Source organism: Streptomyces sp. NPDC051133 (assembly GCF_040682635.1).
In the GTDB taxonomy this organism is placed as follows: Bacteria; Actinomycetota; Actinomycetes; order Streptomycetales; family Streptomycetaceae; genus Streptomyces.
This window is the reverse complement of record NZ_JBFBBK010000026.1, coordinates 16,468-31,635: the sequence shown is the minus strand read 5'-3', so window position 1 is coordinate 31,635 and position 15,168 is coordinate 16,468. Positions and strand designations below refer to the sequence as shown.

16 protein-coding genes are annotated in these 15,168 nt (G+C 71.7%); 8 read left to right on the top strand and 8 right to left on the bottom strand.

The annotated features are described in order from the left end of the window. The 4 genes from AB0N17_RS25710 to AB0N17_RS25695 form a co-directional block, all read right to left on the bottom strand. The coding region (locus AB0N17_RS25710) for a hypothetical protein (RefSeq protein WP_366013835.1) at window positions 1–303 on the bottom strand (303 nt) is incomplete at its 3' end. Then, entirely contained in the window at window positions 300–632 is a 333-nt protein-coding gene (locus AB0N17_RS25705) for a DUF952 domain-containing protein (RefSeq protein ID WP_366013834.1), read from the bottom strand. The genes AB0N17_RS25705 and AB0N17_RS25710, both read right to left, overlap by 4 nt. 220 nt (window positions 633–852) lie before the next feature. After that, window positions 853–1,992, bottom strand: a complete 1,140-nt coding sequence (locus AB0N17_RS25700) for a family 2 encapsulin nanocompartment cargo protein polyprenyl transferase (RefSeq protein WP_366013833.1) — start codon at window positions 1,990–1,992, stop codon at window positions 853–855. A 113-nt stretch (window positions 1,993–2,105) separates the two neighbouring features. Further along, window positions 2,106–3,512, bottom strand: coding sequence for a family 2B encapsulin nanocompartment shell protein (locus tag AB0N17_RS25695; RefSeq protein ID WP_366013832.1), 1,407 nt, complete (start codon window positions 3,510–3,512; stop codon window positions 2,106–2,108). Window positions 3,513–3,816: 304 nt separating this feature from the next. Here AB0N17_RS25695 and AB0N17_RS25690 point away from each other — a divergent pair, with 304 nt between their 5' ends. Continuing rightward, window positions 3,817–4,410, top strand: coding sequence for an N-acetylmuramoyl-L-alanine amidase (locus tag AB0N17_RS25690; RefSeq protein WP_366013831.1), 594 nt, complete (start codon window positions 3,817–3,819; stop codon window positions 4,408–4,410). A 61-nt stretch (window positions 4,411–4,471) separates the two neighbouring features. Further along, window positions 4,472–5,368, top strand: a complete 897-nt coding sequence (locus AB0N17_RS25685; RefSeq protein WP_366013830.1) for a pyridoxal-phosphate dependent enzyme — start codon at window positions 4,472–4,474, stop codon at window positions 5,366–5,368. Between the two features lie 65 nt (window positions 5,369–5,433). Here AB0N17_RS25685 and AB0N17_RS25680 read toward each other — a convergent pair whose 3' ends face one another. Further along, complete coding sequence (locus AB0N17_RS25680) at window positions 5,434–7,017, bottom strand: Na+/H+ antiporter (RefSeq protein WP_366013829.1); 1,584 nt, start codon at window positions 7,015–7,017, stop codon at window positions 5,434–5,436. A 61-nt stretch (window positions 7,018–7,078) separates the two neighbouring features. On the opposite strand from AB0N17_RS25680, the gene AB0N17_RS25675 reads away from it, so the two are divergent. From AB0N17_RS25675 to AB0N17_RS25665, 3 genes are all read left to right on the top strand, one after another. After that, entirely contained in the window at window positions 7,079–7,339 is a 261-nt protein-coding gene (locus AB0N17_RS25675; protein ID WP_366013828.1) for a UBP-type zinc finger domain-containing protein, read from the top strand. A 293-nt stretch (window positions 7,340–7,632) separates the two neighbouring features. Then, window positions 7,633–8,049, top strand: a complete 417-nt coding sequence (locus AB0N17_RS25670) for an anti-sigma regulatory factor (protein ID WP_030741206.1) — start codon at window positions 7,633–7,635, stop codon at window positions 8,047–8,049. Window positions 8,050–8,066: 17 nt separating this feature from the next. After that, a complete protein-coding gene (locus tag AB0N17_RS25665; protein ID WP_366013827.1) occupies window positions 8,067–9,182 on the top strand; it encodes an RNA polymerase sigma factor SigF in 1,116 nt (371 codons plus the stop codon). A 3-nt stretch (window positions 9,183–9,185) separates the two neighbouring features. On the opposite strand, the gene AB0N17_RS25660 is transcribed toward AB0N17_RS25665, so the two are convergent. Then, complete coding sequence (locus AB0N17_RS25660; RefSeq protein ID WP_366013826.1) at window positions 9,186–9,611, bottom strand: hypothetical protein; 426 nt, start codon at window positions 9,609–9,611, stop codon at window positions 9,186–9,188. 173 nt (window positions 9,612–9,784) lie between these two features. Between AB0N17_RS25660 and AB0N17_RS25655 the strand changes: the two genes are divergently transcribed. Further along, window positions 9,785–10,753 carry a diacylglycerol kinase family protein gene (locus AB0N17_RS25655; RefSeq protein WP_366013825.1) on the top strand — a complete coding sequence of 323 codons (969 nt, stop codon included), beginning with the start codon at window positions 9,785–9,787 and terminating at the stop codon, window positions 10,751–10,753. Between the two features lie 320 nt (window positions 10,754–11,073). After that, window positions 11,074–11,331, top strand: coding sequence for a WhiB family transcriptional regulator (locus AB0N17_RS25650; protein WP_003992873.1), 258 nt, complete (start codon window positions 11,074–11,076; stop codon window positions 11,329–11,331). Window positions 11,332–11,537: 206 nt separating this feature from the next. On the opposite strand, the gene AB0N17_RS25645 is transcribed toward AB0N17_RS25650, so the two are convergent. Further along, window positions 11,538–13,004, bottom strand: a complete 1,467-nt coding sequence (locus AB0N17_RS25645) for a PAS domain-containing sensor histidine kinase (protein ID WP_366013933.1) — start codon at window positions 13,002–13,004, stop codon at window positions 11,538–11,540. Between the two features lie 388 nt (window positions 13,005–13,392). Continuing rightward, window positions 13,393–14,022 carry a TetR/AcrR family transcriptional regulator gene (locus AB0N17_RS25640; RefSeq protein WP_366013824.1) on the bottom strand — a complete coding sequence of 210 codons (630 nt, stop codon included), beginning with the start codon at window positions 14,020–14,022 and terminating at the stop codon, window positions 13,393–13,395. A gap of 215 nt (window positions 14,023–14,237) precedes the next feature. Here AB0N17_RS25640 and nagB point away from each other — a divergent pair, with 215 nt between their 5' ends. Further along, window positions 14,238–15,023 carry a glucosamine-6-phosphate deaminase gene (gene nagB, locus AB0N17_RS25635; RefSeq protein ID WP_366013823.1) on the top strand — a complete coding sequence of 262 codons (786 nt, stop codon included), beginning with the start codon at window positions 14,238–14,240 and terminating at the stop codon, window positions 15,021–15,023. Window positions 15,024–15,168 lie beyond the last annotated feature (145 nt).

Here is a 15,168-nt window from a genome sequence, read left to right as displayed (position 1 = left end):
CGTAACGCACACGAGCGGGGTGCCGTACGGCTCCGCGGCCGAACCGGTGGCAGACCCAGGGGCCGAAGCGGCCGCGAACTCCGGCGGGCAGCCGTGCCGTTCCTCGTCCGCGCCGTCGTCACTCAGCGGCTTCCCGTCCGCAGGGGGCGCGGAGCCGCCGCCGTCCTGCCAGACGTACGGTCCCCCGGGCCGGGCCTCCTGCTGCAGCCAGAACGTGGCTCCTCCCCCTACCGCGACGGCCACCGCCCACGCCGGCACCGCCCACCGCCACCACCGGCGGCGCGCACCCCCCGTCCGCGTCACCCCCAGGGCTCCACGTCGACCACGGCCTCGACCGGCACGGGGCCGTACACGTGCGGGAACTCCTCGCCACCCGGCTCCATCGACTCGTACCTCACCGGCACGCCCACCCGGGCCGGGTCGACGACCAGCACCACCAGGTCGTCCGGACCGTCGTAGTCGCCGTACAGGAACGCGGCGATGCGCGGGAGCTGCTCCTGGGTGGAGAAGTGGATGAAGCCCTCCTCCTGGAGGGTCCGGCCCCGGGTGGACACCTCGTAGGCGCCATGTGCGCGGGCCGCCTCCCACAGGGAGCGCTCGGTGACGTGGAAGATGCGGGGCAGTTTCGGCATGCGTCCACGCTATCGGCCCCGCCGCCGGACACCGGCATGCGTCAGGGGCGCGGAGCGGCACCGGTGTCCGCCGGTGCCGCTCCGAACCCTACGAGAGGGCGGGCCCCGCACATTGTGGGGATGTGGGGGCCCGCCCGGCCGGAGCCCCGGTGGCCGTGCGGGGTCAGGAACCGCACGGGGCCGGGGCTCCGGGGTCTGTCCGGCTGCCGGCAGCGCTCACTCAGCTGCTGCGCCGGGTCACGAACTCGGCGAGGGCCAGCAGGTTCCCCGCCGCCTCCGGGTCGGGCACCGCGCGGCTCAGCTCCTGCACGGCGCGGGCCATCCGGTCGGCCGCCTCGGCCTGCGCCCAGTCCCGGCCGCCGGCCCGCTCCACGGCCAGCGCCGTGCGCGCGAGGCCGGCGGAGTCCCCGGTGACGTACGGCTTCCCGTACAGCGCGGCGAGTTCGGCCGCCGCCGGGGTGTCGGAGCCGAGCGCCGCCACCACCGGCAGGGACTTCTTGCGGGCCGCGAGATCCGCGCCGGCCGGCTTGCCGGTGTGCCGCGGGTCGCCCCATATCCCGATGACGTCGTCGATCAGCTGGAAGGCGAGCCCGGCCTGACGGCCGAAGCCGTCCAGCGCGGCCACCTCCTCCGCACCGGCGCCCGCGTACAGCGCGCCGACCGCGCAGGCGCACCCCAGCAGGGCGCCGGTCTTCGCCTCCGCCATGGCGAGCACCTCATCGAGGGTGACCTCGTCCGGGGCGCGGTCCGCCAGGTCGGTGTCCGTGTGCTGGCCGGCGCACAGCTCCACGACACAGTCCGCGAGCCGGGCCGCGGCCGGGACGGAGGCCGGGTGCGGGTCCACGGCGAGCAGCCGCAGGGCGAGCGCCTGGAGGGCGTCGCCGCCGAGGATCGCGTGGGCGTCGCCGAACACGGTCCAGGCCGTGGGACGGTGCCGGCGGGAGGTGTCCCGGTCCATCACGTCGTCGTGCAACAGCGTGAAGTTGTGGACCAGTTCGACCGCCGCCGCGGCACGGACGGCCGCCACCCGGGCCGCCGGGCCGCCGAGCGCGCCGGCCGCGGCGAGCACGAGCGCGGGCCTTATCGCCTTGCCGGCGGCGCCGCCGGCCGGGCTGCCGTCGGCGTGCTGCCAGCCGAAGTGGTAGAGCGCGATCCGGCGCATGGAGCCGGGCAGCGACTCGACGGCCGCGCGCAGCTCCGGGTCGACCAGGGCGCGGGTGCACTCCAGCAGCGCCGCCGCCTCCTGCCCGTCGAGCGGGCCCCCGGCGGTGTCACCGCCCCGGTCCCGCCGCTCCCCCGCCGTGCCGGAACGCGGCACGCCGGGGGAACGCTGTCCGGTCTCCGCCATGAACTCGGCCATGTCTCCCCCCTCGCCGCGTCCGCGGACGCCGGCGGCGCCGGCCCGGCCGGACGCGTGTTCCGAGGGTCTACCCCTGCCGAGGGGCGGGGACACGGCGGCGACGTGCGGAAACGTCACCTCCACCGGCCGATCTCGACGTTCTCCAGCACGCCCAGCGCGTCGGGCACCAGGACGGCGGCCGAGTAGTAGGCCGTCACGAGGTACTTGATGATGGCCTGTTCGTTGATGCCCATGAACCGGACGGACAGGCTCGGCTCGATCTCGTCCGGTACGCCGGACTGCCTCAGGCCGATGACGCCCTGCTCGGACTCGCCGGTACGCATCGCGATGATCGAGGTCGTACGGGCGTCGCTGACCGGGATCTTGTTGCACGGGTAGATCGGCACCCCGCGCCAGGTGGGGATCCGGTTGCCCGCGATCTCGACGGTCTCCGGGACCAGTCCGCGCTTGTTCAGCTCGCGTCCGAACGCGGCGATCGCGCGCGGGTGGGCGAGGAACAGCTTGGTGCCGCGGCGGCGGCTGAGCAGCTCGTCCATGTCGTCCGGGCCGGGCACACCGTCGTGCGGCTGGAGCCGCTGGTCGTACTCGCAGTTGTGGAGCAGGCCGAACTCGCGGTTGTTGACGAGCTCGTGCTCCTGGCGCTCCTTCAACGCCTCGACGGTGAGCCGCAACTGCTGCTCGGTCTGGTTCATCGGCTGGTTGTACAGGTCGGCCACGCGCGTGTGGATGCGCAGCACGGTCTGGGCGATGCTCAGTTCGTACTCGCGCGGCCGGGACTCGTAGTCCACGAAGGTGTGCGGGATGTCGGGCTCGCCGGAGTGACCGGCCGCCAGCGCGACCTCCTTCTCGCCGTACTTGTTGGTCCGCTGCTCGGGGATCGAGCGCACCTGCTCGAGGTGGGCGCGCAGCGAGTCGGAGCGCTCCGCGACCTGCTCGAAGTCGTTGCGGCTGAGGATGAGCACCGTGGCCGCGGTGCCCGCGCGGACGGTGTACTCCCAGATGGCGTCCGGGTCCAGCAGTGCCTGGTCGCCGAAGTAGGCGCCGTCGGCGAGGACTCCGAGGACGGCGTCGTCGCCGTAGGGGCCGGTGCCGACCTTCTCGACCCGGCCGTGGGCGAGCAGGTACACCTCGTCGGTCCGGTTGCCGAAGTCGGCGATGACCTCGCCGGGCGCGAAGTCGCGCTGCCGGCAACGGCGGGCCAGCTCCGTCAGCACCTCGTCGTCCTCGTACGCGCGCAGGGCCGGCAGCTCGCCGAGCTCGGCCGGGATGACCTCCACCTGGTCACCGGTCTTCACGAAGGTGATGCGGCCGTCGCCGACGGTGTAGCTCAGTCGCCTGTTGACGCGGTACGTGCCGCCCTGGACGTCCACCCAGGGAAGCGTGCGCAGCAGCCAGCGGGAGCTGATCTCCTGCATCTGTGGAACGGACTTGGTGGTCGTGGCCAGGTTCCGCGCTGCCGCCGTGCCGAGGGACTGCTGCGGCTTGTCCTGATCCGTGCGGACCTCGTCGCCTACCGACATAGAGAAACGTCCTCCCATGTATGCCCGATGCCGTATCGCACCGGCACCGGTCTCACACCCGAGCCTTCCATCACGGAACGTGGTCGCGCCATTACCCGAAAGAGCGGGAATGGATCATCGGACTACTGGGCACGAAGAGGGACCTCGCCACATGCCGGCGCGCCCCTGCAGCCTGCGCGTTTGTGTCCGGATCGGCTCGCACGGTGTGCGAACGAGGTGGCCCGGGACGTCCGTTTTCGGTAGAAGCGAGCAGGACGAAACGGCCGCTACGGGCGGCCGGTGGCCACGACACGAAGGAGGCGGCATGGCCCCACCCATGTCCGCGAGCGGATTTCTGGACGCACTGCGGGCGGAGGGCCTCGCGGTCGTCGAGGTCGGCGACTGGCGGAACCACAACCGCAATCACAAGGGCCCGTGGGGCCCGGTCCACGGCGTGATGATCCACCACACGGTGACCTCCGGCAGCGCGCACACGGTGCAGCTCTGCCGGGACGGGCACACGGCGCTGCCCGGCCCGCTGTGCCACGGCGTGATCACCAAGGACGGCACGGTCCACCTGGTCGGTCACGGCCGCGCCAACCACGCGGGGCTCGGCGACGACGACGTGCTGCGCGCGGTGATCGCGGAGCAGGGACTGCCGTCCGACAACGAGGCGAACACCGACGGCAACCGGCACTTCTACGGCTTCGAGTGCGAGAACCTGGGCGACGGCGAGGATCCCTGGCCGGAGGCCCAGCTGAACGCGATCGTACGGGCCGCCGCCGGGGTGTGCCGGGCGCACGGCTGGTCCGGGAGGTCGGTCATCGGCCACTTGGAGTGGCAGCCGGGGAAGGTGGACCCGAAGGGGTTCGGCATGGCCTGGCTGCGGGAGCGGGTCGAGGAACGGCTGAAGGCGTAGGCGGCCGGGGACCCGCCCGCCCCCTCCTCCGCTCGGCCCGGTACGGCGGGACAATGGCGGCGTGACCAGCCCCGAGCAGCTCCTCCCGCGCCTCCCCTCCCCTCTCCAGGAGGTGCGGGACGGCCGTTTCGCCCGGCGCGGGCTCCGGCTGCTGCTCAAGCGGGACGACCTGATCCACCCGGAGCTGATCGGCAACAAGTGGCGCAAGCTGGTGCCGAACATCGAGGCGGCGGCGGGCCGCCCGCTGGTCACGTTCGGCGGGGCCTACTCCAACCATCTGCGGGCCACCGCGGCCGCGGGCCGCCTGCTGGGGCTGCCGACCACCGGCGTGGTGCGCGGCGACGAGCTGGCCGACCGCCCGCTCAACCCGTCCCTGGCCCGGTGTGCGGCCGACGGCATGCGCCTGCACTTCGTCGACAGGCAGGCGTACCGCCGCAAGACCGAGCCGGAGACCCTGGCCGCGATCCTGCGCGCGGCCGGCGCAGAGGAGGCGTACGTCGTCCCCGAGGGCGGCAGCAACACCGAGGCCGTGCACGGCTGCCGGGCCCTCGGCGAGGAGCTGCGCGGCCTCGCGGACGTGACGGCGGTCGCCTGCGGCACCGGCGGCACGCTCGCGGGACTGGCGGCCGGACTGGGACCCGGGCAGCGCGCGCTCGGCGTACCGGTGCTCAGGGGCGGGTTCCTCGGGGCCGGCATACAGGCCCTGCAGGAACGTGCCTTCGGCGCCCGCACCGGCACCTGGTCCCTCGACGACCGCTTCCACTGCGGCGGTTACGCCCGTACGACACCGGAACTGGACGCGTTCGCACGAGACTTCGAGGACCGTCACGGTCTGCCCGTCGAACGTGTCTATGTCGCCAAGATGCTGCACGCCCTCGTCACCCTGGCGGCGGAGGACGCGTTCGCCCGGGGGACGGCCGTGGCCGCCGTGATCACAGGCGCGCCTTTCACCGGGTGACGGCGTCCGCGCGCCGGCGCCCGCCGGAACCGGCCGGGACGGCCCGGTGGGCCGGCCCGGCTGCTCTAGGCCGTCTCCCGGTAGGCCGCCGCCTCCTCCAGGTCCAGCCGTCGCAACAGGGCGCGCAGCATCTCGTCGTCGATGTAGCGCAGGTCGCGGAGCCTGACGAAGACCTCGCGTTCGGCGCTGATCATCTCCCGGGACAGCCGGCGGTAGGTGTCGTCCACGGACTCGCCGGTGACCGGGTTGGTCTGGCCGAGGCGTTCCCAGACGGCGTTGCGGCGGCGCTCCAGGACCTGGCGCAGCCGGTCGGCGAGCGGGGGCGGCAGGGCGTTGCGCTCGTCGGAGAGGAGGTCGTCCAGGCGGCTCTCGGCGGCCCGGGAGGCCTGGGCCTGGGCGTTGGCCTCGGCGAGCGTCTCGGCCTGCCGGTCGCGGCTGGGGAACTTCAGCAGGCGGATCAGCGGGGGCAGCGTCACGCCCTGCACCACCAGGGTGCCGATGACCGTGGTGAAGGTCAGGAAGAGGACCAGGTTGCGCGGGCCGTCGCTCATGGTCGCCGGGATGGCGAAGGCGATGGCCAGGGAGACCACTCCGCGCATGCCCGCCCACGCGGTGACCATGGCGCCCCGCCAGGTCGGGTTCTCCTCGCGCTCCCTGATGCGCCGGGACAGCAGCCGGGGCACGAAGGCCGCCGGGTAGACCCACACGAACCGGGTCGCGACGACGACGAGGAAGACGGCCACCGCGTACCAGGCCGCGGTGGAGCCCTCGTACTCGCCGAGCCGCTTGAGGACGACCGGCAGCTGCAGGCCGATCAGGGCGAACACGGCGGACTCCAGGATGAAGGCGACCATCTTCCACACCGCCTCCTCCTGCAGGCGCGTGGCGAAGTCGACCTCCCACGCGCGGTGCCCGAGATAGAGGGCGACGACCACGACCGCGAGCACCCCGGAGGCGTGCGCCTGCTCGGCGACCCCGTAGGCGACGAACGGGATCAGCAGGGAGAGGGTGTTCTGCAGCAGCGGCTCGGTCAGGTGCGTGCGCAGCCAGTGCAGGGGCGCCATGAGGACGAGACCGATGCCCACACCGCCGACCGAGGCGAGCAGGAACTCGCCGATCCCGCCCGCCCAGGTGGCCCCCGCCCCGACGGCCGCGCCGAGCGCCACCTTGTAGGCGGTGATCGCGGTGGCGTCGTTCAGCAGGGACTCGCCCTGCAGGATCGTGGTGATCCGGGAGGGCAGGCCGACCCGGCGCGCGACCGCGGTCGCCGCCACCGCGTCCGGTGGCGCCACCACCGCGCCCAGCACCAGCGCGGCGGTCAGCGGCAGCCCGGGGATCAGCAGATAGGCGGCCCAGCCGACGACGACGGTCGCGAAGAGCACGTACCCCACCGACAGCAGCGCCACCGGCCGCAGCTGCGCCCGGAGATCGAGATAGGAGCTGTCGCTCGCCGAGGTGTACAGCAGCGGGGGCAGCAGCAGCGGCAGCACGACCTCGGGATCGAGGGTGTACGACGGGACGCCGGGGAGGTAGGACACCGCCAGGCCGGCGGCGACCAGCAGCAGGGGCGCCGGCGCGGGGGTGCGCCGGGCCGCCGCGGCGACCGCGGCGCTGCCCGCCACCAGCAACAACAGCGGCATCACGTCCATGGTTCTCGCCCACCCTTGTTTTCCGCGCGGTCACCCGCACACCCGTCGTAATCTGGCAATCATGAAACAGTGCACGCACGCCGACGCGCTGCCGCAGCCGGAACCGGAGCCGCTCGACAAGACCTGCCCCGAGTGTCGGCGCGACGGCACCCACCCGGTGCAGCTGCGGCTGTGCCTCAGCTGCGGGCACGTGGGCTGCTGCGACTCCTCGCCGGGCAGGCACGCCACGGAGCACCACGCGCAGTCCGGGCACCCGGTGATGCGGACCTTCGAGCCCGGCGAGGACTGGCGGTGGTGCTTCGTGGATCACGTGCTCGTCTGATCGTGTTCCCGCTTGGGCGGGTTCTCGTGTGACACTGCATGCGGAGCGGTCGCACGACGGTTCGAGCGTCTGACGTCTGGGTACGTCAACCCGGCGCGCGCTCTTCGCATTTGGGCGCGCAAACCCCCTAGACACGGAGCGTATCCACAGCTTTACTGTGAGTGACGCCAGGGGGTTGGGGTCCCGGGGACAGAAACGTTCGGAGCGCGATAGCGTCACCGCGGAACCACGTACGCGTTAGCCCGAGGGGCGACCCTCGGCCCCGTAAAGCTTGTACCACCATGGAGGTGAGGGTGTCCCAGATCGCAGGCGAGCCCACGGCGAATCAGGACTTCGTGGAAGTCCGGCTGCCGGCTGCGGGTGCCTACCTGTCGGTGCTGCGGACGGCCACGGCCGGTCTCGCGGCCCGCTTGGACTTCACCCTGGACGAGATCGAGGACCTGCGCATCGCCGTGGACGAGGCCTGCGCGATCCTGCTTCAGCAGGCCGTTCCCGGCTCCGTTCTCAGCTGTGTCTTCCGGCTCGTCGACGACTCGCTGGAGGTCACGGTCTCGGCGCCGACCACGGACGGTCACGCCCCCTCGCGGGACACCTTCGCCTGGACCGTGCTGTCGGCCCTCGCGGGCAAGGTCTCGTCCGCCGTCGACGAGGACAAGACGGTGTCGATCAGCCTCTACAAACAGCGCGGCGCGGGCCCTGGCCCGGCGTGAGGAACGGGGACGGTCCGGTGCGGGACGAAGAGCGCGGCACACGGGAGCTGCCCGCCGGGGACGGGGGTGCCCCCTGGGCGAGCACGGCCGAGACCCCCGGGGAGGACCCTCTGGGCGGTCCCCGGCGCATGGCGGACGGCATCGACGGCATCCCCGAACAGGCCAGGCCACACCCGGAGGACGACTCCGCGCAGGCCGACGGCGGTGACGGTGCCGCACAGGGCGCGCCGCCGGAGGGACGGGGCGGGGCCTCCCCCGCCGTCCGCGCGGGGGCGAGGGCTCGGGGAAGGGCTACGGGCGGGACGATGAGCGAGCACGAGCGACATGCGGAGGGCGAGGCGTCGGGCGCAGAGGCCGTGCAGGCCGTACCGCACGACCCTCATGACCGCAGCGGCGCGCGGGCGAAGTTCGTCGAGCTGCGCAAGCTGAACGCGGGCAGCGCGGAGTACGCCGAGCTGCGCAACCAGCTGGTCCGCATGCATCTGCCGCTCGTGGAGCACCTGGCCCGCCGGTTCCGCAACCGCGGCGAGCCGCTCGACGACCTCACCCAGGTCGCCACGATCGGGCTGATCAAGTCCGTCGACCGGTTCGACCCCGAGCGCGGTGTGGAGTTCTCCACGTACGCCACGCCGACCGTGGTCGGCGAGATCAAGCGGCACTTCCGCGACAAGGGCTGGGCGGTCCGCGTGCCGCGCCGGCTGCAGGAGCTGCGGCTGGCACTGACCACGGCGACGGCCGAGCTGTCCCAGCTGCACGGCCGCTCCCCCACCGTGCACGAGCTGGCGGAGAAGCTCGCCATCTCCGAGGAGGAGGTCCTGGAGGGCCTGGAGTCGGCGAACGCCTACTCCACGCTGTCCCTGGACGTCCCCGACACCGACGACGAGTCCCCGGCGGTCGCCGACACCCTCGGCGCGGAGGACGAGGCGCTGGAGGGCGTGGAGTACCGCGAGTCACTCAAGCCGCTGCTGGAGGACCTGCCGCCGCGGGAGAAGCGGATCCTGCTGCTGCGCTTCTTCGGGAACATGACCCAGTCGCAGATCGCGCAGGAGGTCGGCATCTCGCAGATGCACGTCTCCCGGCTGCTGGCCCGCACGCTGGCCCAGCTGCGGGAGAAGCTCCTCGTGGAGGAGTGAGCCCTATTCGGTCCGGCCCGGTCCCTTGATGCCCAGGGCCCGGGTCGTCTCCCCGTTGACGAGGAGCACCAGCGCGGCCACGGCGACCACCGCGAGCGCGATCCCGACCGGGATGGCGACGCTGTCGGCCTTGAGCAGGTTGTAGGCGACCGGAAGCGCCATGATCTGCGTGATCACCGCGGGGCCGCGGCTCCAGCTGCGCCGCAGCAGCAGTCCGCGCGCGGCGAGCAGCGGCAGCAGCGCGAGCACGGCCAGGGTGATCCCCAAGGTCACGGCCTGCTGCCGGTCGTCCGGGGAGCCGGTGATCCCGCGGACGAGCACCCACAGGCCGCCGGCCAGCAGCGCGACCCCTTCCAGCGCGGCCAGCACGGCGGCGTACGTCAGCCGACGGGGGCGGGGTTCCTGGGTGGGGGTCTGCTCACTGCTCACCCCAGAAGGGTAGCGGGGTGGGTGCGGCCGTCCCCAGGGGGCGCGGGAAAGGCGTCGCACACCGCCCGCGCCGCACCCGGCCCGCACCACGTGTTCATCTTCACGTCCCTTCCTCTTACCTGATCCCTACCTCGCTATGGGCCCGGTACCCCCCAGTAGGTACGCTGCCATCCATGCGTGCACTTCTCGTGGTCAATCCGGCGGCTACCACCACAAGCGCACGCAGGCGTGACGTGCTGATCCACGCGCTGGCGAGCGAGATGAAGCTGGAGGCGGTCACCACCGAGTACCGCGGCCACGCGCGCGACCTCGGCCGGCAGGCGGCGGACAGCGACGACATCGACCTGGTGGTGGCCCTCGGCGGTGACGGCACGGTCAACGAGGTCGTCAACGGCCTGCTGCACGCCGGGCCCGCGCCGGAGCGGCTGCCCGGTCTCGCCGTCGTCCCCGGTGGCTCCACCAATGTCTTCGCCCGCGCCCTGGGTCTGCCGAACGATCCCGTCGAGGCCACCGGCGCCCTGCTGGACGCGCTGCGCGAGGGCAGCGAGCGCATCGTCGGCCTCGGGCTGACCTCGGGCACGCCCGGCACCGAGGACGAGGCGGTCCCGGACCGCTGGTTCACCTTCAACGCGGGGCTCGGCTTCGACGCGGGCGTGGTGGGCCGGGTCGAGCAGCAGCGCGAGCGCGGCAAGAAGTCGACGCACGCGCTGTATGTGCGTCAGGTGATCCGGCAGTTCCTCGGCGAGCCGAACCGCCGGCACGGCGCGATCACACTGGAGCAGCCGGGCGAGGACCCGATCGGCGATCTCGTGGTGGCCATAGTCTCGAACACGTCCCCTTGGACGTATCTCGGCAATCGCCCTATGTACACGTCGCCTAAGGCCTCGTTCGATACAGGGATCGACGTACTCGGTCTCAGCCGTCTGTCCACGGCCTCGGTTGCCCGGTATGGCACCCAGTTGCTCACTTCGTCCCCCGAGCGCGGACCCCATGGCAAGCACGCTCTCTCACTGCACGATCTGGACCAGTTCACCTTGCATTCGAAGGTCCCTCTGCCCCTTCAGATGGACGGTGACCACCTGGGGCTGCGTACAAGCGTGACGTTCACAGGCGTACGCCGCGCACTGCGTGTGATTGTGTGAGCGGAACGGGCGAAAGTCCTTTCACTCGAACGTTTAGGCCAGGATCCACCCCATGGAAGTACGGCTGTGACCCAGTCGACACCGAGGAATCAAAAAAAACTTTCCGGAAGGGGTTGTATCCGCCGCTGAGGTTTGCGAGTCTCTACGTGGCGATCGGGACGGCCCGCAACACCGGCCTCCACTGATCACCGGAACCCCTCTTCAAACCAAGGACCACGCCGAGGAAGACTCGGCGATCGGCCCTTCACTTGTTGAGGGATTCGTGAAAGCGTTCACATTCACAAGCAACTTGCACGTAATACCAAGGAGAGGTAGCAGCCATGGACTGGCGTCACAACGCCGTTTGCCGCGAGGAAGACCCCGAGCTCTTCTTCCCCATCGGCAACACCGGTCCTGCGCTGCTGCAGATCGAGGAAGCCAAGGCCGTCTGCCGTCGCTGCCCGGTGATCGAGCAGTGTCTGCAGTGGGCGCTCGAGTCCGGTCAGGACTCCGGCGTCTGGGGTGGTCTCAGCGAGGACGAGCGTCGCGCGATGAAGCGCCGTGCCGCCCGCAACCGGGCCCGTCAGGCCTCCGCCTGACATACCCACCCCTGCTGACAGCCTGAGCTTGGCGGCGCGTGCACCGCGCACGCATCTCCCGCCCCCGAGCCGCAGCGCGCAGTATCCCCCGATGCGCTTAGCGATTGAGCAGAGCAGCAACGAGCACGAGCCTCGGACCCATGGCGGTCCGGGGCTTTTTGCTGTGCCGGTGCCGTGCGCGGCGGCGGGAGCCGCGCGAGTCGCGCTCACTTCTGCGCGAGCACCGGAATGTCCAGGATCACCCGCGTCCCCCGCTCCGGGGCCGGGACCATGTCGAACGAGCCGCCCAACTCGCCCTCGACCAGCGTCCGTACGATCTGCAGGCCCAGGTTGCCCGAGCGGTGCGGGTCGAAGCCCTCGGGCAGGCCCACGCCGTCGTCCTGGACGGTGACCAGGAGGCGGGCCTCCTTCGCCGTACCGCCACGGACCGCGGAGACCTCGACCGTGCCGGTGTCGCCCTGCCGGAAGCCGTGCTCCAGGGCGTTCTGCAGCACTTCGGTGAGGACCATCGACAGCGGGGTGGCGACCTCGGCGTCGAGTATCCCGAACCGTCCGGTGCGCCGGCCGGTCACCTTGCCCGGCGAGATCTCCGCGACCATCGCCAGCACCCGGTCGGCGATGTCGTCGAACTCGACCCGCTCGTCCAGGTTCTGGGAGAGCGTCTCATGCACGATGGCGATCGAGCCGACCCGGCGGACGGCCTCCTCCAGGGCCTCGCGGCCGCGCTCGGAGTCGATGCGGCGGGCCTGGAGGCGGAGCAGGGCGGCGACCGTCTGGAGGTTGTTCTTCACCCGGTGGTGGATCTCCCGGATGGTGGCGTCCTTGGTGATCAACTCACGCTCGCGGCGCCGCAGTTCGGTCACGTCCCGGCACAGCACCAGGGAACCGATGCGGGTGCCCTTGGGCTTGAGCGGGATGGTCCGGAACTGGATGACCCCGTCGTTGGCCTCGATCTCGAACTCGCGCGGCGCCCAGCCGCTGGCCACCTTGGCGAGCGCCTCGTCCACCGGGCCCCGGGTGGGGGCGAGTTCGGCGGTGGTCTGCCCGAGGTGCTGGCCGACCAGGTCGGCGGCGAGGCCGAGGCGGTGATAGGCGGACAGGGCGTTCGGGGAGGCGTACTGCACGACGCCGTCCGCGTCCACCCGGATCAGACCGTCGCCGGCGCGCGGCGAGGCGTCCATGTCGACCTGCTGGTCGGGGAAGGGGAACGATCCTGCTGCGATCATCTGCGCGAGGTCGGAGGCGCTCTGGAGATAGGTCAGCTCCAGGCGGCTCGGGGTGCGCACGGTGAGCAGGTTGGTGTTGCGGGCGATCACACCGAGGACGCGGCCCTCGCGCCGCACGGGGATGGACTCGACCCGTACGGGGACCTCTTCGCGCCACTCCGGGTCACCCTCGCGCACGATCCGGCCCTCGTCGAGCGCCGCGTCCAGCATGGGCCGCCGGCCGCGCGGGACCAGGTGGCCGACCATGTCGTCCTGGTAGGAGGTGGGGCCGGTGTTGGGCCGCATCTGGGCGACCGAGACGTACCGGGTGCCGTCCCGGGTGGGGACCCACAGAACCAGGTCGGCGAAGGAGAGGTCGGAGAGCAGCTGCCACTCCGAGACCAGCAGGTGGAGCCACTCGAGGTCGGAGTCGTCGAGGGCGGTGTGCTGGCGGACCAGTTCGTTCATGGAGGGCACGTGTGCGAGGGTACCCGCGGCCTGCGGATGGCCGGAAAACACCCGCGGGCCGCGGCGCCTGGAAGGGACCCTCAACCCTCCCGGCACCGCAGCCCGGAGCATCATCGGCCGTGGGGTGTGCGGTCCCGGTCGGCCGAAGGTCGAGGAGCCGGGGCAGTCAGGGCAGAGAGCACCGGTTCCTCGATCCGCCCTCCTGTGCGGGGAAGGCGGAGGCTTGTGTCTGCAGTCGTTCTCTTCGATTGTGGACTAGACCACGTGGGCATGTCCATGGTGCGTACCGCGGGCGGCGGGCCCGGCCGTGTCAGGGGTTCCGTCCCCGGCGCGGACGTGCGTCGGCGGAACGGTGGCACCCGATGCCACGAAGCCTAGCCCGCCCGGGTCAGTCGTGGGGCCAGATGGACATGGCAATTTCCGCGAGCGCCTCCAGTTCCCCCCGGCTCGCTCCGTCGCGGGCCTGCTGGGACATGCCCTGGATCATCGCGCCGGTGTGCCGGGCGAGGACGGCGGCGTCGGTGCCGGCGGGGAGCAGGCCGGCCGCGACGTCCGCCCGGATGCGCGCGGCGAGGGCGGTGATGTTGGCGTTGCGCCGGTCGCGCAGTGACTCCTCCACCTCGGGGCTGGTGCAGTTGGTGGCGGCGTGCACCACCAGGCAGCCGTAGGGGTGGGCGGGGTCGGTGTACTCGGCGGCGGCCTCGCGGAGCGTGCGCTCGACGGCCGCGCGGGCGGTGGGCTCCTCGGCGAGGGCCCGGTCGGCGAAGGCGCCGTGCGTGGCGCCGTAGACCCGGACGACCTCCTCGAACAGGGTCCGTTTGTCGCCGAAGGCCGCGTACAGACTGGGCGCCCCGATGCCCATGATCCGGGTGAGATCGGAGACGGATGTGGCCTCGTAGCCGCGCTCCCAGAAGGCCATGAGCGCCTTCTCCAGGGCGGTGGCCCGGTCGAAGGAGCGCGGCCTGCCGCGTGTCCTGGCGGCCCCGGCCTGCGCTGTCGTGTCCTGCCCTTGCACCATGGAGTGAATTTTATAGCGCCCCCTAGGAAAATGTCGCCGGACCGGGATACGGTTTTTCTGTAGCGACCGCTAGGCAATGGGGGGAGAGGTGACAGTCATGGGTGCGTTCACAGGAAGGACGGCGCCCTTTCCTGCGCCCGTGAACGCCGATTCTGTTAGATTGGTCTAAACCACATAGAGACGCACAGAGCCCACTTCAGAACGGCAGGCCCAGCGTGGAAGTTGTCATCGTTCCGGATGCCGCGGCGGGCGGCGAGCTGATCGCCGAGGCCATGGCCCAGCTGCTGCGACGCAAGCCCGACGCCCTGCTCGGTGTGGCCACCGGTTCCACCCCGCTGCCCGTCTACCAGGCACTGACCGCCAAGGTGGGCTCCGGTGCCGTGGACGCCTCGCGGGCCCGGATAGCGCAGCTCGACGAGTACGTGGGACTCCCCGCCGACCACCCGGAGTCCTACCGGTCCGTACTGCGCCGGGAGGTGCTGGAGCCGCTCGGCATCGGCATGGACGCGTTCCTCGGCCCCGACGGCACGGCCGAGGACATCCAGGCTGCGTGCGAGGCGTACGACCGCGCGCTCGCCGAGGCCGGCGGAGTGGACCTCCAGCTGCTCGGGATCGGCACCGACGGGCACATCGGGTTCAACGAGCCGTGCTCCTCGCTCGCCTCGCGCACCCGGATCAAGACCCTGACCGAGCAGACCCGCGTCGACAACGCCCGCTTCTTCGACGGCGACATCGAGCAGGTCCCGCACCACGTCATCACCCAGGGCATCGGCACCATCCTGGAGGCCCGGCACCTGGTGCTGCTGGCGACCGGCGAGGGCAAGGCGGACGCGGTCGCCGCGACCGTCGAGGGGCCGGTCGCCGCGGTCTGCCCGGCCTCCGCGCTCCAGCTCCACCCGCACGCCACGGTGGTCGTCGACGAGGCGGCGGCGGCCAAGCTGAAGCTCGCCGACTACTTCCGGCACACCTATGCCCACAAGCCCGCCTGGCAGGGCATCTAGCCGCCCCGGGGAGGGTTGTGGACTAGACCAACATCGGGGACAACGGTATATAGGGGAGATCACGGAGCGTGCGGGTGGACTCCGACACACGAAGCCGTGCCACGATGTGAACCGTGGCCGATACCAGTCGGTCGCTGTCGGCATC